The following is a 19,561-nucleotide window of genomic DNA, read 5'->3' on the forward strand; positions in this document are numbered from 1 at the left end:
AATAGTCGGGAGTGAAGAAAAATTGAATAAAGATATGCTGAATGCTTTGGATGTCCTCGAAAAAGAAAAAGGGATTTCTAAAGAGATTGTCGTAAATGCACTAGAAGCTGCATTAATTTCTGCTTACAAAAGAAATTATGGACAAGCTCAAAATGTGGAAGTTGAATTTAATGATAAAACAGGAGATATCCACGTTTATTCTGTAAAAGAAGTAGTCGATATGGTATTTGATTCCACTTTAGAAGTAAGCATAGAAGACGCATTAGAAAAAAATAAAGCGTATGAATTAGGTGATAAAATTCGTTTCGAAGTAACACCTAAAGATTTTGGTCGAATTGCAGCTCAAACTGCAAAACAAGTAATTATGCAACGAATCCGTGAAGCGGAACGTAGTATTATTTATGATGAGTTTATTGCTTATGAAAATGATATTTTAACAGGAGTGGTAGAGCGTCAAGACTCTCGCTATATCTATGTAAACTTAGGTAAAATTGAATCCGTTCTTCCTAAACAAGAACAAATTCCTGGTGAAGAATTTCAAGCACATGATCGTATAAAAGTTTATATTACAAAAGTGGATAACACTTCAAAAGGCCCTCAAATTTATGTAAGCCGAAGCCATCCAGATTTGTTGAAACGATTATTTGAGCAAGAAATACCAGAAATTTACGATGGTGTTGTAGAAATTGTCTCCATTGCTCGTGAAGCGGGAGATCGATCGAAAGTTGCTGTTCGTTCTCGTGATGTAAATGTTGATCCAGTTGGAACCTGTGTTGGCCCTCGCGGACAACGTGTTCAAACAATTGTTAATGAATTACGAGGAGAAAATATGGACATTGTTAAATGGGATGAAGAGCCTTCTGTTTATATTGCAAATGCTTTAAACCCAGCACAAGTCGTTCATGTTGATTTCCATCCGGCAGAAGGAAGTTGTACCGTAGTCGTTCCAGACTTTCAATTATCTCTTGCTATTGGTAAAAAAGGACAGAATGCTCGCTTAGCAGCGAAGCTAACTGGATTTAAAATCGATATCAAATCTGAGAGTGATTATAATAATATAATGGCTAAAAAAATTGCATCTGGTGAAGCGAAAGCGGTAGTACCTGAAGAAGAGGAAGTAGAAGCAACTCGTACCAATTCTGAGCCTATTGAACATCTTTTAGCTAATCCGGAAAATATTTCTGTCAATGATTATATTGAAGAGTTAGAAGAAACGGAATCAGAGGAGCAATTGAATACAAAAGAAGAACTTGCAGAAGATGTTCTTACCGCTGATGATGTAGAAGATCGAATTGCAGAAGTTGAACTTGATCCGGAAGAGGATTACAATGAGTTGTTAGAAGATCATCAAGATTAATAACGAGGTGACTATTTTTGAAAAATAAAAAAATACCTATGCGCCGTTGTATTGCTTCGAATGAAATGAAACCAAAAAAAGAAATGATCCGAATTGTAAAAAGTAAAGATGGCACGTTAAACATTGATCCTACTGGAAAAATGAACGGTAGAGGAGCTTATATTTCTCTTGAACCAGCGTTAGTACAAGACGCTTGGAAAAAACATCTTTTGAATCGTCAGTTTGAAATGGATGTCAGCGATGACTTCTACAAAGAGTTATTCGAATATGTAGAGCACCAAAAAGCTAGGAGTCTGTTATGAGTCCAGAAGAGAAACAGTTACAATTGTTAGGTCTTGCTTTAAGAGCTAGCCGGTTAATAACTGGTGAAGAAATGACCATTCGATCTATTCAAAAAAATGAAGCAAAATTAGTATTGGTTGCTTCAGATGCAAGTAAGAATACAAAAGAAAAAATGATTAATAAATGTCAATTTTATAAAATACCGATTTCTACTGAACATACATCAGATGAAATCAGTCAAGCAGTAGGCAAAAGTCGTTCCATTTGTGCCTTTACAGATAAAGGTTTTGCAGAAAGTTATTACAAATTGAAAGGAACGAGAAAAATATGAAATAAGGGAAGGTGAAGACATGGTAAAAAAACGTGTCTACGAATATGCCCAGGAGCATAAAGTACCCAGTAAAGTAATACTGGAACAAGCAAACAAAATCGGACTAAGCTTTCAGAGTCATATGTCCACAATGGAAGATGGGGATGTTACAAAAATGGATGAAATGATGAAAAAACAAAGTGAGAATAAGAATCCCCAAAGTAAGCCGGCACAAAAACCAGCTGCAAGTACTACAAAGAAACAAGACCAGGCAAAACCTGCTGCTACTAAGAGTAAGACTAGCCCAGCTAAAAGCCAAACGAAACCAAATCAAACAGCGACTTCTCCGTCAACTCAAGAAAAGTCGAACGCACAAAAACCAGCTGCAAAGAGTACACCTCAACGCAGTGGGTCTAACACCTCGAACCCAACAAATAAAAATAGAGGGAGAAATAACCCTTATAAGAAAAATACTCGAGGTAAAAAAGGCAGATATAATAGTAAGCCAAAACCACCTGTACCACAAAGAAAATTCCGTGAATTACCAGAAACTTTTGTATATACAGAAGGAATGAATATACAAGATGTTGCTAAGAAGCTACACAGAGAGCCTGCTGAAATAATCAAGAAACTTTTCTTAATGGGGGTTGTTGCAACACAAAACCAACCACTTCCTGTAGATGTACTTGAACTTATTGCAACAGATTATGGAATTGAAGCAGAAGAAAAAGTAAGTGTTGATATCTCTGATTTAAGTCTTTATTTTGAGAGTGAAGAAGATGAAAGTGAAGAAAACCTAACAACTCGTCCACCAGTCGTAACGATTATGGGACACGTTGACCATGGTAAAACCACTTTACTAGATTCCCTGCGTAACACGAAAGTAAGCTTAAGTGAAGCGGGTGGAATTACTCAACATATTGGTGCTTATCAAGTTGAAACAGATGGAAAAACGATTACGTTCTTGGATACTCCAGGACACGCGGCCTTTACAACGATGCGTGCTCGTGGTGCTGATGTTACCGATATTACGATTATTGTAGTAGCAGCAGATGACGGAGTTATGCCTCAAACAGTAGAAGCAATTAACCATGCAAAAGCTGCAGATGTACCGATTATTGTTGCAGTCAATAAAATTGATAAGCCAACTGCTAATCCGGACCGTGTCATGCAAGAACTAACTGAACATGCTTTGATTCCAGAAGCATGGGGTGGAGACACTATTTTTGTTAATATTTCTGCAAAATTTGGTGAAGGTATTGACGAACTGCTTGAAATGATCTTATTAGTATCTGAAATCCAAGAGTTAAAAGCAAATCCAGATCGCTTGGCGATTGGTTCTGTTATCGAAGCTCGTTTGGATAAATCAAAAGGACCAATCTCAACTTTACTTGTTCAAGCAGGAACACTAAAAATCGGTGATCCAATTGTAGTTGGGAATACACATGGTCGTGTGAGAGCTATGACAAATGATCAAGGACGTAGAGTGAAGAAAGCATATCCATCTATGCCCGTTGAAATTACAGGATTAAATAATGCACCTCAAGCCGGTGATCGTTTTGTTGTCTTTGAAGATGAGAAAACAGCACGTCAAGTTGGAGAAGATAGAACAAAACGTGCTCAAATTGAATCACGTTCTTCCGATAACAGAGTTACTTTAGATAATTTGTTCGATAGCTTAAAAGAGGGCGATTTGAAAGAAGTAAGTGTTATTATTAAGGGTGACGTTCAAGGTTCCGTAGAAGCATTAATGGGTAGCTTGAAGAAAATTGAAGTAGAAGACGTTCGTGTACGTATTATTCACTCAGCAGTGGGTGCAATTAATGAAAGTGATATTACATTAGCAGCAGCAAGTAACGCTATTATTATCGGTTTCAACGTACGAGCAACTCCTCAAGCTCAAGTTCAAGCAGAACAAGAGAAAGTTGATATTCGTCTACACCGAGTTATTTATAATGCGATTGATGAAATTGAAACAGCGATGAAGGGAATGCTAGACCCTGAGTTTGAAGAAAAAGTTACTGGTCAAGCATTAATTCGTGAAACGTTTGTTGTTTCTAAAGTAGGAACAATCGGTGGAGCATTAGTTACAAGTGGTGTTGTGAAGAGAAGCAGTGGAGTAAGAATTATCCGCGAAAATATTGTCATTCATGACGGAACTCTTGCAAGCTTGAAACGCTTTAAAGATGACGCAAAAGAAGTCAAAAATGGCTTTGAATGTGGTTTGATGATTGAAAATTATAATGATATTCGTGTGGATGATGTCGTAGAAGCTTATGAAATGGTTGAAATCAAAAGAACCTAATCACTTTTCCAAAGAAGGAGAAATAGACTATGGCTAACTATAGAGCAGACAGAGTCAAGCAAGAAGTACAACGAGAAGTCAATGATATTCTTTCTAAAAGAATCAAAGACCCGCGCATCGAAAATGTTACGATTACCGATGTGGAAGTCACTGGAGATTTACAAAATGCAACGATTTACTACAGTACGTTGGATGATTTAGCCAGTGAACGTAAAAAAGTTCAAGATGGTTTAGAAAAAGCAACTGGGTTAATCCGCAAAGAATTAGGCGCACGTTTAACTCTTTACAGAACTCCAGAGCTTGCCTTTAAACGAGATGAGTCTGTTGACTACGGAAGTAGAATTGATGAACTCATTAAACAAGTTCAACAAGAAGACTTAGAATAATTATTTACAAAAAAGTTCCAGTTTGTACTGGAGCTTTTTTTGTATTCTCATATAGGTAAGAAGGAAAGATATGGTAAAGTATAGTATATGGAAATAAAGAGCCGTTATCCTTTTAGAAGAGAGGTTAGAACAAATGAGCCTTCAATTTATTATTGGTAAACAAACAACAAATAAAAGAAAAGAATACATCCAAGATATTAGTGAGAAAATGATTGAAAACCCAAATGCACAGTTCTTTATTATTGTACCGGAACATGCTAAGTTTGAAGGAGAAATGACGATTCTGGAAGAAATTTGGGCACTCAAAAACAATCCAAATCCTTCTTTTATGGGATCGATTAACTTACAAATATTTAGTTTTAGTCGCTTAGCATGGTTTTTTCTAAAAGATCATCCTATTTTTCAAAAAAAACAATTAAGTGACGCGGGAATTAGCATGGTTATACGAAAAATCCTTTTAGAAAAAGAAGAAGAACTTATTTTATTTCGAAAAGAAGTTGATAAAGAAGGTTTTGTTGCTCAATTAACTGATTTATTTAAAGAATTAAGAGCAGGACGGATTACTCCTCAAGAGTTACGATCCAGTCAATCTTTAGCAAATGATTCTATTCGTCAGACGGATCTTCATATAAAAATGGAGGAATTAGCAGCTCTCTATGAGAGCTTTTGTATGAAAATGGGTAATGACTTCTTGCAATATGAAGATCTTTTAGAGCTCTTAGCAGCAACGATTGCACAAAATCAGATGGAAGATGTCTATCTTTATATCGATGGGTTTTATCGATTTACTGCTCAAGAAATGCAAATTATTAGTTCCTTTTTACAATCTGCGAAAAAAGTAACCATCTCACTTGACTTAGACAAACCCTATGTTGATGCGTTGCCTGATTTGCATAATTTATTTCATGTAAGTGGGGCTACTTATCATCGTTTGTATCATTTTGCAAAAGAGAATCGGATAAATATTTTACAAGACAAGAAACCCTACTCTCAAACAGACGGATATGAGAAAGGGTTTCTAGAACTAGATGATTACTGGATTCATTCTTCATCCGGCCTTAAAAAAACAGGACAGAAAACGGAATGGAGTGGTGCTACTAGGGATGTTATGGAGATTTGGGGCTGTGATACAAAACAAGCAGAAATCTTTCATGTAGCCAATAGTATCAATCGCTTGGTACTTGAAAAAGGATATCGTTATAAAGAATTTTTAATATTAGCGAGAAGGGTTGAAGACTACGAAACGATTCTCAAACCATTATTTTCTCGTGCTCATTTAAAAGTTTTTTATGATAAAGCTGAAGAAATGAGACATCATCCTTTTACTGATTTTATTGATTCTATCTATAAAATACGTAAGAATTATTGGAGATATCCTGATGTTATGCGACTGCTTCGTACGGAATTAATGCTTCCCAATGATCTGCTTCTTCCCAAAGAAGAGAGCGAGAATTTTATAAATAATTCTCTATGGGAATACCGAGATGTCGTTGATAAAACTGAAAATATATTGCTTGCTTACGGATTTGAAGGTAATGCTTGGATGAAAAAAGATGATTGGAAAATCTATTCATTTGATGACTCATCAGAAAATGAACACGCTGATCCGTTTGGAATTGTAGAGGCAAATTTTATGAAACAATTTTTGCAAAATACTTTACTACCTTATTATCAAAAAATAAGTAAAGTAAAAACAGGAAAAGAAGCAGCTATCCTTTTATTTCAATTCTTACAAGAAAATGGAATCGATAAGCAAATGATAAACTGGCGAGATGATGCTATAGAAAAACAGGAATTAGAACGAGCTCGACAACATGAACAAGTATGGAAAACATTCACACTTTTATTGGACGAGTATGTAGAGACAATGGGTGATACACCTTTCGATGAAGCAATCTTTCATGAAGTGTTGATGACTGGTTTTGAAGCAGCAACGTTCAGCATTGTCCCTCCAAGTATTGATGAAGTTATTTTTTCTAGTATGGATGGCGCACGTTTTTCTTCATCAAAAGTTGTTTATATTTTAGGAGCTACTGAGGGGAATTTACCACAAGTTCATGAAAATCACTCGTTATTAACCGAAGAAGATAGAGAGACCCTTCACCAGTCCCTTCAAAATGAAGAAAAATATATACGGCCTTCTATAACGGAATCAACTGCTGCAGAACCCTTTATCGCCTATCAATCTTTTCTTGCTGCAACAGAAAAGATATTCATTACCTATCCCTTTAGTGTGGATGGTAGTAATCGAGTGTCTAAGCTTTCTCCATATGTGCAGAGGATCGCTAACGAGATGGATATTCGGATTGAACATCGAGCAGCAGATATAACAGATGCCATTTATCCGATCAATTTTACCGGCACAAAAAATCAAAATATTAGTCAACTTGTAAAGTTATTACGAGTACAACAAACTTCAAACCAAAAAATACCCGTACTATGGCGGAAAATTTTAACGTATCTATCAAAAAATATAGAAACAAAAGAAATTATGGATCAAGTGTTTCCAAGTCTCTGGCATAAAAATCAGCCCGTTCCTCTAACGGCTGAAATTGCAGAAAAATTATATGGCAAAAATTTGTACTTATCGGTTTCACAATTGGAAAGCTACTATGAAGATTCTTATAGCCATTTTTTAAAGTATGGTTTACGCCTAAAAGAAAGACAAAAGTATGAACTTTCTGCTGCAGGTACTGGTGAATTTTATCATGAAGCTTTGGAACATATCGTTCAGAAAATTCGTACCAAGAATGTGAGAGAACAAAAAGAAGTAGAAAAAATCACACAACAAGTTTTACAGCACTTATTTGGAACTGAAAAATATGCAATCCTTTCTAGTTCAAATCGAATGAATTTCATTCGAGAACAACTCAGTGAAACCATCCAAAGAATGTCCTGGGTCATTCACAACCATCAAGAGCATACCGCCTTTCAAAACTTACGTACAGAAGCGGTATTTGGTCAACCAGGTGTTCCTGACGTCTTAGAAGGCCTACATTTCCCTTTAAAGGACGGGAAGTCTCTTTCTATCAGAGGAAAAATTGATCGGATTGATATTGTACCTTCCAAAGACAAACAATATTTATCCATTCTGGATTATAAATCTAGCCAACATACATTTGATTTTACAGAAGCTTACTATGGATTAGCGATGCAAATGATTACTTATTTAGATGTCGCCTTAACCAATGCTGCTACGTTATTATCAGGATTGGTCATTCCGGCAGGAGCTTTCTATCTTCATGTAAAAAATCCATTCTTAGAAATGCTAGAAAAACCAGCAGACGATGAATGGAAAAAATTATTACTGAAAGAAAATAAATGGAGAGGCTTACTAATTGCAGACAAAGAAATTAGTGATGCACTTGATCCTTCTGCAGAAGAGAGTGGCTCTTCACTTGTACTTCCTTTTAAATATAAAAAGGATGGAAATTTTGCAGTTGTTAATGATTTAGTTACTGCAGATGAATTGGCATTACTCATTGCTAATAATCGTCGTAGAATTGAAGAGGCAGGTGAGCGGATTCTTTCAGGAGATTTACAATTGAATCCAATTAAAGGGAAATTATATACGCCGTCCGTTCAAGGCCCTTATCGCGCTGTTTCTCAATTTGATAGTACTTTACAAGAAAATCGTTACCGAAGATTAGAAAAAATGAAAAAAAATCAAGTTTTTAATAAACTTCGGGAAGAATTAACAGATAAAAGTGAAAGTGAGGAAGATGTGGATGATCCCTCCAAAAACTAAAAATGATCGTTTTACTGATGAACAATGGCAGGCCATTCACCAATCAGGAAGTAATCTACTCGTTGCCGCTTCAGCAGGTTCTGGAAAGACTACCGTACTTGTTCAAAGAATTATTGAAAAAATTAAAAATGGTACGAATGTAGATGAACTATTAGTTGTAACCTTTACAGAGTCTGCTGCAACAGAAATGAAAGAACGAATTCAGATTGCCATTCAAGAAGCAGTTAACAGTGCCATTAATCAAGAACAATATCATCATTTATTGCGTCAAATAACTTTACTCCCACAGGCAAACATTAGCACGATTCATGCGTTTTGTTTAAAAGTCATTCAACGTTTTTTCTATTTAATTGATATTGATCCGGTATTTCGAATTATGGCCGATACGATTGAAATGGAAATGATGAAAGAAGATGTTTGGGAAGATTTAAAAGAGATATTATATGGAGAACCACGAACGTTCTTCAACGAATTAGCAAAAGGATATTCTAGCGACCGAAATGATGATGGATTAAAAGATTTAATTTTTTCATTGTATAATTTTTCCAGAGCGAATCCAGATCCCGATGAATGGTTACAAGGACTGTTAAGAATGTATTCCATCGAAGAGGGCTTAGAAAATAGTGATTTATTTAAAAAGCTGATTAAACCGCAAGTGTTAGATCAATTGACTGGAAGTATCTATGATATGGAACAGGCCATTCATCTAGGAATGGGAGATCCGAACACTGAAACACAAAGAGAGGTCCTTCAATCAGAAAAAGAAATGGCCTCCCTTATCAAACAAGCAATTAAAGAAGATAAATACCAAGAAGCTTACGAAATCATTGAGAATAAGTTGACGTTCAAACGATGGCTATCTGCTAAAAAGAAAGACAATCCGGATGTTGAATTAATTCAACAAATGAAATCATTACGAGATAAATCTAAAACAGACCTTCAAAATTTGAAAAAAGTTTATTTTATGAGATCAAAAGAAGAGCAAGAAGAAGTCATTCGAAATACAAAACCCTATGTAGAAGAAATGATTCGTGTTACGAAACGTTTTACGAATCATTATTGGTCTGAAAAGCTAGCTGGAAATACTCTTGACTTTAATGATTTAGAACATCTTACCTTGGAAATTCTTTCTCCTTTAAAAGATGGACAGAGGACTTCTAGTGAGGCTAGTAATTACTATCGTATGAAATTCGAAGAAGTACTTATTGACGAATACCAAGATGTGAATAAACTTCAAGAGAGTATTTTATACGGAGTAACCCGTCATCAACCAGAAACGGAAAATTTATTTATGGTCGGTGATGTAAAGCAATCTATTTACGCATTCCGATTAGCAGATCCTGGTTTGTTCTTAAAAAAATACCAACAATATGGAGAATCGTTAAACGGCGAACGAATTATTTTAGCAGAAAATTTCCGTTCAAGAGGAGAAGTCATTTCCTTTACAAATTTCATCTTTACTCAATTGATGGATAAAGAAGTAGGTCAAATGGACTATGATGAATTAGCCGAATTAAAACAAGGAAACTTGTCTTTTCCAACTGGGAACCAACAAGAAACTGAAATTATGCTTTACATTAAGGAAGAAAATGACTTGGATGATTTTGACAGTTCATTTGACGAGAATCATACCTTGCAGTCTGATCCTTCTTTAGAAATGGTTATTGATGACAAAGCAACTGGAGAAGTTACAATGGTCGCCCAAAAAATTCGTAGTTTAATAGACGAGGACACCATGATTTATGATAAAAAACTAAAAGCGGAACGACCGGTTACTTATAAAGATGTCGTTTTGCTTACTCCAACCAAAAACAATAACTTGTTAATTTTAGAAACCTTTAAAGAATATGGGATTCCCGTTATTTTAAATGATTCGCAAAGTTTTTTCCAAAGAACAGAAATATCCGTCATTCTTTCTCTTTTAAAGGTAATTGATAATCCGCGTCAAGATATTGCTCTAGCCGCAGTTCTAAGATCTCCTTTAGTTGGATTAAATGAACGACAACTTGCAATGATTCGTATTCAACAAACAAGTGGAGATTTTTTAGATGCCGTCTATACGTTTAAAAAATCGTATGAAGAAAAGCGAATGGATTGGTCTTCTGAAAATCAAGAGAATTATCAAAAAATATCTGCCTTTTTAAATCATCTGAATACGTGGAGAGAACAAGCCCGCAAAAATAATTTGGTACATTTAATTTGGAGTATCTATGTAGACACTCATTTCTTAGATTATGTAGGAGGAATGAGTGCGGGTAAACAAAGAGTGGCTAATCTTCATGCACTGTATGAACGTGCAAAAAAATATGAATCCACAAACTTTAAAGGTTTATTCCAATTTATTCGTTTTATTGAACGAATTCAGTCACGTGATCAAGACTTGGCAGAACCATCTACCTTTAGTGAAGATGAGGATGCCATCCGAATCATGACTATCCATGCGAGTAAAGGGTTAGAATTTCCAGTAGTATTCGTTATGGACTTATCTAAACAATTTAATATGCGTGATATTCAAGGAAAATATATCTTTTCAGAAGAGTATGGCATTGGCTCAGATTACTTTGATATTGAAAATCGGATCCGATTCAACTCCTTAACCAAAAGTGCATTAGCTAAAGAGAAAAAGAAAAACTTACTTGCAGAAGAGATGAGAAAGCTATATGTCGCACTCACTCGAGCAGAACAAAAATTATTCTTAATAGGAACCTATGAATCTGTTGAGAAAGTTTGGCAAGAATGGGGGGCGGTGGATGAATCAACAAAAAGAGTCCTCCCCAATCATTTGCGATTGAATAGTAATACGATGATGAAATGGATAGGCTTAGCCTTATTTAGACATCAAACCATCGATCCTGATAGTATTTCAAAGGAATACCGTGGGGAACTAACTCAATATCCAGTTGATTTTAAAATTACTTTCCAACATGCAGCAGATATTTTGGGAAACATCGTAACGGTTCAGTTAGAAGAGGAACCGGAAGAAGATTGGCAAAAGAAAATCCTTCTACTTTCAAAAGAAAATATTGATGATAAAAAAGAAGAAGGAGTTGCTGATTTCAATTTAGCTCTTCGTTTAATGGAATCAGAGTATCCCCACCAAATTGCTACTCAAACAACTAGCTATCAAAGTGTTTCGGAAATTAAAAGATTATTTGAGGATCCCGACCAAACACAGCTACTCCAGTTAAACTTTGATACCCAACAGGCTGTTTCCCGGTATGTTGAACCAGAGTTCAATCGGCCAGCTTTCATGCAAGAAAATGTCAGACCGACTCATGCGGAAATTGGTACAGCCGTTCATTATGTGATGCAAAATGTATCTTTAGACCATTCTATTGAACTAAAATCAATTACAATCTTGATTAAGAATCTAGTAGAAAAAGGAATTATGAACGAAAATGTTGCTCCTTTTATAAATAAAGACCAAATCATTACTTTCTTTCAAACGGATTTAGGGAAAACTATTCGAAAAGAATCGGAACTAGTAAAAAGAGAAGTACCTTTTACCATGCTCATGAAAGCAGGTAATATTTTTGAAGGGATATCAAGAGAGTCTGATGACCATATCTTAATTCATGGGATTATTGATGGATATATTGAATACTCTGATCATCTTATTCTTTTTGACTTCAAAACAGATTATATCGGCGAAAAAGCAGAAAAGATCATTAAAAAGTATAAAGGGCAAATGAATATTTATAGACAAGCTTTGATGGAAATAAAAGGAAAACCAGTAACAGAAACCTACTTATGCTTACTATCTAGTAATGAAAATATCATTCTTCCTTTAGATAATTAGTAAAAAATAGCCTTTCTGAGCATAACTCTTATGAATTAATTGTTTTTTCGTTATGCTTCTTACAACAGTTATTATTAAAAAAATATAGCAAGTGAGAGGAATAAAATCGATGAATAAAAAAATGATAACAACTTTAGCTATTTCAGCTATGGTATTTCTGGGTGGTTGTGCACAAGCAGAGGATGATACGCTAACCGTAGGAATGGAATTGCAATATCCACCCTTTGAAACAACTGACTCAAAAGGGGATCCAGAAGGAATTAGTGTTGATTTAGCTTATGCATTAGGTGAGTACTTAGATCGAGATGTCGAAATTGAAAATATTTCCTGGAGTGGATTAATTCCAGCTATTCAATCTGAAAAAATCGATGTTATTATCTCCTCTATGTCGATTCGTCCAGATCGTGCAGAGAGTGTTTCTTTTTCAAAACCATATGCACACTCTACTTTAGGAATCTTGGCTAATAAAGACAGTGGTATCAAACGTGCCGAGGATTTAAATCAAGAAGGGGTAAATATTGCAGTTAAGGTAGGGACAACTGGATTCTTATACGTAACCGAGCAACTTCCTAATGCAACCGTCAATACCGTTGATAAAGCAGATACTGCGATTTTAGAAGTATCACAAGGAAAGTCAGATGCTTTTTTATATGACCAAATGACTATTTATAACGCTCAAAAATCCTATCCAGACTCGACAGTTGCTTTATTAGAGCAATTTCAAGAAAATACAGAACCTTGGGCGATGGCTGTGAAGTTAGAAAATGAAGAATTATTAGAAGACATCAATGCATTCATCGATGAATTTGAAGCGAATGGTGGATTTGATGAATTAGGCAATAAATATTTAGGGGAAATGAAACAAACATTTGACGATCTTGGTTTGGAGTTCTTCTTCCAGCCTAAATCTGAATAATCATAATTATTTAGAAGAGGGGACAATATGAAAAAAATTCTATCTATCTTTGTTAGTGATGGAGAAGAAACTTCGATTTATAAGAAAGTATTCAACATGGCATTTCTTTTTTTGATTTTTTATCTGTTTTATAGATTTACATTGGACGGTTATACGATGAAATGGGAAACGTTAATACCATATATTGGAAAAATATTTGATGGATATAAAATGACCCTAATTATTACGTTCTTTGCCATGATTGTTTCTGTAATCTTAGGTTCTCTCCTGACGTTTTTTAATAGTAGCAAGCTTTTAATTTTACAATACTTAAGCAAATCTTATGTCGAAATCATAAGAGGCACGCCTTTTTTAGTTCAAATCATTTTTTTCTTTTATATTATTACACCCGCTTTTGGAATTGAAAATCGCTATTTTATTGGAATTTTAATTCTAGCAATCTTTTCCAGTGCCTATGTCAGTGAAATTATCCGGGCTGGAATTGAAAGTATTGAGGAATCTCAACATGAAACAGCTCGTGCGGTTGGATTTACAACATTTCAAAAATATCGCTATGTAATCTTTCCTCAAGTCTTTAAAAGGATCCTACCATCCTTAACGGGGCAGTTGTCTTCTTTAGTAAAAGATTCATCTTTGCTATCGGTTATTGCAGTGAGTGAATTTACATTAAAGATTCAAGAAATCACAGCTATCAATTTTAGAACCTATGAGAACTACATTATATTAGCGGTGGGGTATTTGTTGATTACATTCCCTATATCAATTATTTCAAGAAAACTGGAAAGGAAGTTTAGCTATGAAACTCAAAATAAATAATTTAACAAAAAGTTTTGAGGGTGAAATAGTCCTAGATCATTTAGACTTGGAAATTGATGACGTTCACGCTTTAGCCATCGTAGGGGCATCTGGCGGGGGGAAAACAACCTTACTGCGAATTTTAGCTGGTTTGGAAAAGCCGGATTCTGGTCAAGTAATTGTGAATGGGAAAGAGATTATTTTTGAAGAAGAATATCTTCAGGAATATCGAAAAACGGTTGGAATGGTTTTTCAGTCGTATAATTTATTTCCACATATGACCGCAACTCAAAATTTAGTAATTCCGTTAGAAAAAGTTCATCATATAGATAAAAAAACAGCAATTGACAAAAGTATAAAATTATTTGAAAAGTTTGATTTAAGCGAACATAAAGATAAGTTACCTTTTCAATTATCAGGAGGACAACGACAACGTGTCGCGATTGCAAGAGCACTATCGTTTGATCCACAATTTTTGTTACTGGATGAACCCACTTCAGCACTTGATCCTAGTCTCACTAAAAGTATTACCCAAACGATTAAGTCACTTAGTGATGATCAAAAAGACTTAATTTTAGTAACACATGAGATGTCGTTTGCTAAAAATTCTTGTGACTATTTTATTTTCATTTTAAACGGAAGAATTGAAGAACATGGAAGAAAAGAAAAGTTCTTTGGAGAAAATACTAAACCTGTTCTTAAACAATTTTTAACTGAGTGATAATAATTAATAGAGTGGAGTATAAAAAGTATCAACAAATAATTTTAAAAGGAGAGGTCACTTTGGCATTAAGTGTACTAGCAATTATTTTTCTTAGTTTAATATTTTTAGCAATCGTATTACAAATTTTATTATATAGAAAAAAAGTAAATCAGATTTTAGTATTTTTATAGCAAATGTAGGATTAGCCTTGACATTAGCTTTTATTGTTTTTTCATCTCTTCCATCTAATTTTATTGAGAGAAAAATGATAGCAATATTTTTTGGCGTTTTATCAATTATAGCTTTTATTACAAAAATAGGATTCAAACAATTTGATTTAGGAAGTAAAATTGTTCTAACAATTGCTATTATAGCGGGTTGTTTACAATTATTTATATAAAATATAGTTTCATTAAAAAATAAAAATAAAAGAAACCCAGAAATTAGACTGAAAATCTAATTTTTGGGTTTCTTTAGTTGAGTATTATACGGTTACCATATTCTATTAATACGTATATTCATTTGCAGCATTCCATAAAAGGAACTCCGTAACACCATGATCATTTAATGCTTGAACTTGGGCTTTTACTTGAGCAGAACCGTAATTCTGATAATATCCAGCCCCAAGATAGGAAGCCGTAAAATCTTGTAACCACGGGCGTGTTACAGGTGTACGCTCTAGAGAATCAAGTAATGGTAGTTCGACCTTCATATATTCATCTACCAATTCATACGGATGTAAATCCGGACGATCAATTCCAAAATAAGAAGCACCCCAGTGACTAGGATAAATCATGGAGGAAATGACATCTACATGATTTGATATCTGGCTAAAGTTTTGACCAATACCAGGTGCTTCCGGAACTGTGGCAGCATAACCAAAGATATCTACAGAAACATCTACGCCATAAGGTAATAGTTTCTCATGTGCGTATTCAACAAAATCTGTAATTGCATCCACTCGTTTGGTTACATCATCGGTATCTTGAGTTGCATAATCTCCCATTTCATAAACTAAATCAGAACCCCATACTTCAAAACCTTCAGGAAAACGAACATAGTCAAATTGAATTTCTTTAAAACCTGCTTTTGCAGCTTCAATACCTACATTTACAGCATAGTCCCATGTTTCTTTCAAGAATGGGTTAATAAAAGCTTCTCCATTTCCTGCTTTCCAAACTCTTCCATCAGGATAGCGGAAGGACATTTCAGGTTGATTTTCAGCAAGCAGACTATCTTTAAAAGCGACAATCCGCGCGATTGGATAAATTTGTTTTTCTTCCAATCGTTTTAAAAGACCATCCATATCATCAATGTAATCAACCGTATTTTTTTGAATATGTTCATTTTCTGATTCAAAATCAGCAGTGACATGTCCAGTATCATCTTTAATGTCTATTACCATGGAGTTTAAGTTATTTCCGTCCATATAGGAAAGTAATTCTTCTACTTTATTAGGATTACCTGCCGAATAGGAAGTTAAGTATATTCCTTTTACTCCATCTTCTGGATAAGCAATCTCAATTCCACTATCATAATAAAATTTCTTTGGTAAATCTCCCATATCAGGAGCTTCTAAAAATTTGTTTTCTCGTAAAGTCAAAGTAGTAGGTGTTTTTACCGCACTTTCATCAGTTCCACTTTCACTAGCAAAAATAGATGTGGATGAAGATAAAACGAGAACAGTCAGTAGGCCAGTTGTTATTTGTTTCCATTTTGTATACATGAATTATTCAACCTCTCTTTCCGGTGAAGCAATTACGGTTGGATCTACAAATTCATAGCCTTTTTCACGTAAGCCATCCATAATATCTCCTATAGCTTCTGCCGTCCATTTCCGATCATGCATCAACAAGTTCGCGCCATCACCAAGAAATTCTGAATCGACCATTATATCTGCCAAAGCAGTGGCATTCATATATTCTTCAACCCAGTCATATCCGTAGGTCCAGTTCATCATCGTCATTCCTTCTTGGTCCAAAATGTTCTTGGTATCTTCATTATATTGACCATAAGGAGCCCGTAAGAAACGAGGCTTTTCTCCAGTAATTTCTTCTACTAACTGATTGGTACTTGTGATTTCTTCTAGTTGCTCTTCATAGGAAAGGTCATGAAAGCTCGGATGAGAGTAGGAATGATTTCCAATTTCAAATCCCATATCGTAGACCGTACGAATAATATCTTTTGCATTCTGTTCTTCTAAGAACTGACCCATTACAAAGAAAATAGCATTTGCATTTTTACTCTGTACGGTCTCAGCAATTTGAATCGTATAACTGTCTGGTGGTTGAGGAGAATCATCAAAGGTTAATAAAGCTACTTTTGAATTAGCATCATGAATAGGTTGTACTGTAAAAATATCAGGATTTATTTGATATTCATACACAACCGGTTCTTTTTTCTCAGATTCTTGAGAACTGCTTGCAATCGTAGAGGAATTTTCTACTTCTTCACTCGTGATAGAAGATTCTTTTTCAGTAGCATTCTCAGAGCCAGTTGCTCCACTTGTACATCCAGAAAGAATGGCTAGAGATAGAATGGTAGTTATTGTTTTTTTAAATTTCATTATGTATTCTCCTTTCACTTTTCAGTTTCTTCGGTTAATGATTCCGATAATTGGTTTACTTGTTCGTCAAATTGATTAAATAAGTCAGCTAATGGGCGAAGAGACTCTAAGTTTTGATCGCTCATCTCATTAAGAGAATCTACTCCGTTATATAAAGTATCAAAATCAGCTTCCTCTTCTCCAAGAGATTGGAAAACAACTTTTTCTTCTGATAATTGATTTTCATAAGTTGAAATATAAGCATCCATGATTTTGTTGATTTCTTCTATGGTTTGAGTAAGAGATGAAATTTGTTCTAACGGGAGAGACTCTTCCTCAAAAGCGTTTAAATCTTCTACGTCTGTTTGTACTTCTTCAAGAACCTTTTTTAGTTTTTGAACTTCTTCTTCTCGACTCTCAACATTTTCAAATACAAGTGCAGACTCATCTTGGAAATTCTTTAGTTCTGCATCAGTCAAAAGAGACTCATCAAAATCCCCTTGAATTTCCATTTCTTTATTTTGAATGGTATTTAACGAAACAACGATTTCTTCTTTTTCTGAAGAAACTAAATCTACTTCTTTTTGAACATTTTGAATTTGATTTGTACAACCAGCCAACAAAATACTGCCTACCACAATTAACCATTTAAAGTTCTTTTTCAAAACCATAACTCCTTCTTAGATATATTTGCCACACTTCACAATTATACTGCAACACTATGCATATAATCAACAGATGTAAAAGACGATATGCTTTTAGTATCTTTCTGACGAGCTAACATTATTAGAAATCACACTGAAAGAACTTGAGCCTTTTTGTTTTGTCTTATTTCGTTTACAATAGAGGAGGTAAAAAAGTGAACATGAAAGAGGGAACAAAATGATTGTATATTATTTGATAGCAATTTTATTGATTGCGATTGATCAGTTGAGTAAATGGTTTATTGTGCAAAATTTTGAATTATATGGAGAGCAAGAATTAATTTCAGGTATCCTTTCATTATTTTACATTCAGAATAGAGGGGCAGCTTGGGGGATCTTTGAAGGAAGAATTTTCTTTTTCTTTCTCGTTACCATTTTCGTTGTGGGTTATATGATTTACTCCTTTCATAAATATAAAACAGATAGTAAACTAGTAGGGTGGAGTTTTTCGCTTATCTTAGCTGGAGCATTAGGTAATTTCATTGACCGAATGTTAAATGGATTTGTAGTAGACATGATCCGAATTGATTTTATGAATTTCCCTATTTTTAATATAGCGGACATTTGCCTAACAGTGGGAGTATTTTTGATGATTATTTATATTTTATTTATAGAAGGAAAAGAAAAAGGACTTTCAGAAAAGTAAGGAGGCTATACGAGTGAAACCAGAAAAGATCATCCTTCATATTCAAAATGAAACAGGGCGTGTTGACAAAGTTATTGCGGAACTTCTTGAAAAATATACGCGATCTCAAATTCAATCTTGGATAAAACAAGGACATATCTTAATTAATAACAAACAAGTAAAAGTAAACTACAAAGTAAACCCTGGTGATTGCATCGTCTTAGAAGAACCAGAAGAAGAACCATTAAAAATGGAATCAGAGAATATTCCGTTAGATATTATCTTTGAAGATGAATCTGTTTTGGTAGTTAATAAACCATCAGGTATGGTCGTACACCCTTCAAAAGGTCACGTAAGTGGAACTCTCGTAAATGCGTTACTCTTTCATGTGAATGAACTTTCAGAGGGAACGGCTTATATTAGACCGGGGATTGTTCATCGCATTGATAAAGATACATCGGGACTATTGGTTATTGCTAAAAATAATACTGCACACCAAAAATTAGCGGACCAATTTCATGATCATACCATCGAGAGACAATACACAGCACTAGTCCATGGGAATGTTCAACATGAAGAGGGGACAATAGATGCACCTATTGGCAGAATGCAAAACAATCGATTGAAACGGACGGTAGCAAAAGAAGGAAAGCCTGCGATCACGCACTTTACACGAATAGAAGAATTCCAGAAATTCACCTTACTGAAACTCCGTTTAGAAACGGGAAGAACCCATCAAATTCGTGTTCATATGGTCTATATTGGCCACCCACTTTTAGGTGATCCGATGTATGGACCCTTTGAAACGGTTCATAAGCAAGGACAGTTTCTTCATGCGGATACTTTGGGGTTCCTTCATCCAGTTACAAATGAATGGATGAAATTTCAAGCACCTCTGCCAGATTATTTCGAAAATAAATTACGCGAATTAGCCGAATAGAATTGACAGTCTCCTTTCATTTGATTATGATTACTCTTAATGAAATCATGAATACCTTTAAAATAGTCCAGAGAGGCTATAAGGTCCCACATTCAAGCCACTCTTATGTGGAAATGGAACCCTTATGCTTCTTGCGTAAGGGTTTT

Annotated in this window: 16 protein-coding genes; 13 read left to right on the forward strand and 3 right to left on the reverse strand. The window is 34.8% G+C overall.

Going from position 1 to position 19,561, the window contains the following annotated elements:
• The first annotated feature begins 22 nt into the window (after positions 1–22).
• From nusA to LZ578_RS06895, 11 genes are all read left to right on the forward strand, one after another.
• On the forward strand, positions 23–1,357 hold the full coding sequence (gene nusA / locus LZ578_RS06845) for a transcription termination factor NusA (protein ID WP_235144448.1): 1,335 nt from the start codon (positions 23–25) through the stop codon (positions 1,355–1,357).
• Between the two features lie 17 nt (positions 1,358–1,374).
• The gene (rnpM, locus tag LZ578_RS06850; RefSeq protein ID WP_235144449.1) at positions 1,375–1,659 is read left to right on the forward strand and encodes an RNase P modulator RnpM; all 285 of its coding nucleotides are present in this window, start codon (positions 1,375–1,377) and stop codon (positions 1,657–1,659) included.
• On the forward strand, positions 1,656–1,970 hold the full coding sequence (locus LZ578_RS06855; RefSeq protein ID WP_235144450.1) for a ribosomal L7Ae/L30e/S12e/Gadd45 family protein: 315 nt from the start codon (positions 1,656–1,658) through the stop codon (positions 1,968–1,970). Before rnpM ends, LZ578_RS06855 begins: the two co-directional genes overlap by 4 nt.
• 19 nt (positions 1,971–1,989) lie before the next feature.
• Positions 1,990–4,254, forward strand: a complete 2,265-nt coding sequence (infB, locus tag LZ578_RS06860) for a translation initiation factor IF-2 (protein ID WP_235144451.1) — start codon at positions 1,990–1,992, stop codon at positions 4,252–4,254.
• 29 nt (positions 4,255–4,283) lie between these two features.
• The gene (gene rbfA, locus LZ578_RS06865; protein ID WP_235144452.1) at positions 4,284–4,640 is read left to right on the forward strand and encodes a 30S ribosome-binding factor RbfA; all 357 of its coding nucleotides are present in this window, start codon (positions 4,284–4,286) and stop codon (positions 4,638–4,640) included.
• A gap of 133 nt (positions 4,641–4,773) precedes the next feature.
• Positions 4,774–8,388, forward strand: coding sequence for a PD-(D/E)XK nuclease family protein (locus LZ578_RS06870; protein ID WP_235144453.1), 3,615 nt, complete (start codon positions 4,774–4,776; stop codon positions 8,386–8,388).
• Positions 8,369–12,187 (forward strand): helicase-exonuclease AddAB subunit AddA, encoded by a 3,819-nt coding sequence (gene addA, locus LZ578_RS06875; protein WP_235144454.1) that lies wholly within the window; start codon positions 8,369–8,371, stop codon positions 12,185–12,187. The genes LZ578_RS06870 and addA overlap by 20 nt, the downstream gene beginning before the upstream one ends.
• Before the next feature lie 109 nt (positions 12,188–12,296).
• The gene (locus LZ578_RS06880; RefSeq protein WP_235144455.1) at positions 12,297–13,103 is read left to right on the forward strand and encodes a transporter substrate-binding domain-containing protein; all 807 of its coding nucleotides are present in this window, start codon (positions 12,297–12,299) and stop codon (positions 13,101–13,103) included.
• 27 nt (positions 13,104–13,130) lie between these two features.
• Positions 13,131–13,919: an amino acid ABC transporter permease gene (locus LZ578_RS06885; RefSeq protein WP_235144456.1), complete on the forward strand. Its 789-nt coding sequence runs from the start codon at positions 13,131–13,133 to the stop codon at positions 13,917–13,919.
• Positions 13,900–14,619 (forward strand): amino acid ABC transporter ATP-binding protein, encoded by a 720-nt coding sequence (locus LZ578_RS06890; protein ID WP_235144457.1) that lies wholly within the window; start codon positions 13,900–13,902, stop codon positions 14,617–14,619. The genes LZ578_RS06885 and LZ578_RS06890 overlap by 20 nt, the downstream gene beginning before the upstream one ends.
• A gap of 190 nt (positions 14,620–14,809) precedes the next feature.
• Positions 14,810–15,001: a hypothetical protein gene (locus LZ578_RS06895; protein ID WP_235144458.1), complete on the forward strand. Its 192-nt coding sequence runs from the start codon at positions 14,810–14,812 to the stop codon at positions 14,999–15,001.
• Positions 15,002–15,106: 105 nt separating this feature from the next.
• Here LZ578_RS06895 and LZ578_RS06900 read toward each other — a convergent pair whose 3' ends face one another.
• Genes LZ578_RS06900 through LZ578_RS06910 form a run of 3 tightly spaced genes read right to left on the reverse strand, consistent with a single transcriptional unit; the run spans position 15,107 to position 17,811 of the window.
• Positions 15,107–16,327, reverse strand: a complete 1,221-nt coding sequence (locus LZ578_RS06900; protein ID WP_235144459.1) for a putative glycoside hydrolase — start codon at positions 16,325–16,327, stop codon at positions 15,107–15,109.
• Between the two features lie 3 nt (positions 16,328–16,330).
• Positions 16,331–17,167 (reverse strand): polysaccharide deacetylase family protein, encoded by an 837-nt coding sequence (locus LZ578_RS06905; RefSeq protein ID WP_235144460.1) that lies wholly within the window; start codon positions 17,165–17,167, stop codon positions 16,331–16,333.
• Positions 17,168–17,181: 14 nt separating this feature from the next.
• On the reverse strand, positions 17,182–17,811 hold the full coding sequence (locus LZ578_RS06910) for a YkyA family protein (RefSeq protein ID WP_235144461.1): 630 nt from the start codon (positions 17,809–17,811) through the stop codon (positions 17,182–17,184).
• 217 nt (positions 17,812–18,028) lie between these two features.
• Here LZ578_RS06910 and lspA point away from each other — a divergent pair, with 217 nt between their 5' ends.
• Complete coding sequence (gene lspA / locus LZ578_RS06915; protein ID WP_235144462.1) at positions 18,029–18,496, forward strand: signal peptidase II; 468 nt, start codon at positions 18,029–18,031, stop codon at positions 18,494–18,496.
• 13 nt (positions 18,497–18,509) lie between these two features.
• Positions 18,510–19,415 carry an RluA family pseudouridine synthase gene (locus tag LZ578_RS06920; RefSeq protein ID WP_235144463.1) on the forward strand — a complete coding sequence of 302 codons (906 nt, stop codon included), beginning with the start codon at positions 18,510–18,512 and terminating at the stop codon, positions 19,413–19,415.
• Positions 19,416–19,561 lie beyond the last annotated feature (146 nt).

It is taken from the genome of Jeotgalibaca sp. MA1X17-3, assembly GCF_021513155.1.
In the GTDB taxonomy this organism is placed as follows: domain Bacteria; phylum Bacillota; class Bacilli; order Lactobacillales; family Aerococcaceae; genus Jeotgalibaca.

Excerpts from the sequence above, each read along its gene's own strand:
- LZ578_RS06855 (WP_235144450.1), top strand. The coding sequence starts at position 1,656 with ATGAGTCCAGAAGAGAAACAGTTACAATTGTTAGGTCTTGCTTTAAGA.
- infB (WP_235144451.1), top strand. The coding sequence starts at position 1,990 with ATGGTAAAAAAACGTGTCTACGAATATGCCCAGGAGCATAAAGTACCC.
- rbfA (WP_235144452.1), top strand. The coding sequence starts at position 4,284 with ATGGCTAACTATAGAGCAGACAGAGTCAAGCAAGAAGTACAACGAGAA.
- LZ578_RS06870 (WP_235144453.1), top strand. The coding sequence starts at position 4,774 with ATGAGCCTTCAATTTATTATTGGTAAACAAACAACAAATAAAAGAAAA.
- addA (WP_235144454.1), top strand. The coding sequence starts at position 8,369 with ATGATCCCTCCAAAAACTAAAAATGATCGTTTTACTGATGAACAATGG.
- LZ578_RS06880 (WP_235144455.1), top strand. The coding sequence starts at position 12,297 with ATGAATAAAAAAATGATAACAACTTTAGCTATTTCAGCTATGGTATTT.
- LZ578_RS06885 (WP_235144456.1), top strand. The coding sequence starts at position 13,131 with ATGAAAAAAATTCTATCTATCTTTGTTAGTGATGGAGAAGAAACTTCG.
- LZ578_RS06890 (WP_235144457.1), top strand. The coding sequence starts at position 13,900 with ATGAAACTCAAAATAAATAATTTAACAAAAAGTTTTGAGGGTGAAATA.
- LZ578_RS06900 (WP_235144459.1), bottom strand. The coding sequence starts at position 16,327 with ATGTATACAAAATGGAAACAAATAACAACTGGCCTACTGACTGTTCTC.
- LZ578_RS06905 (WP_235144460.1), bottom strand. The coding sequence starts at position 17,167 with ATGAAATTTAAAAAAACAATAACTACCATTCTATCTCTAGCCATTCTT.
- lspA (WP_235144462.1), top strand. The coding sequence starts at position 18,029 with ATGATTGTATATTATTTGATAGCAATTTTATTGATTGCGATTGATCAG.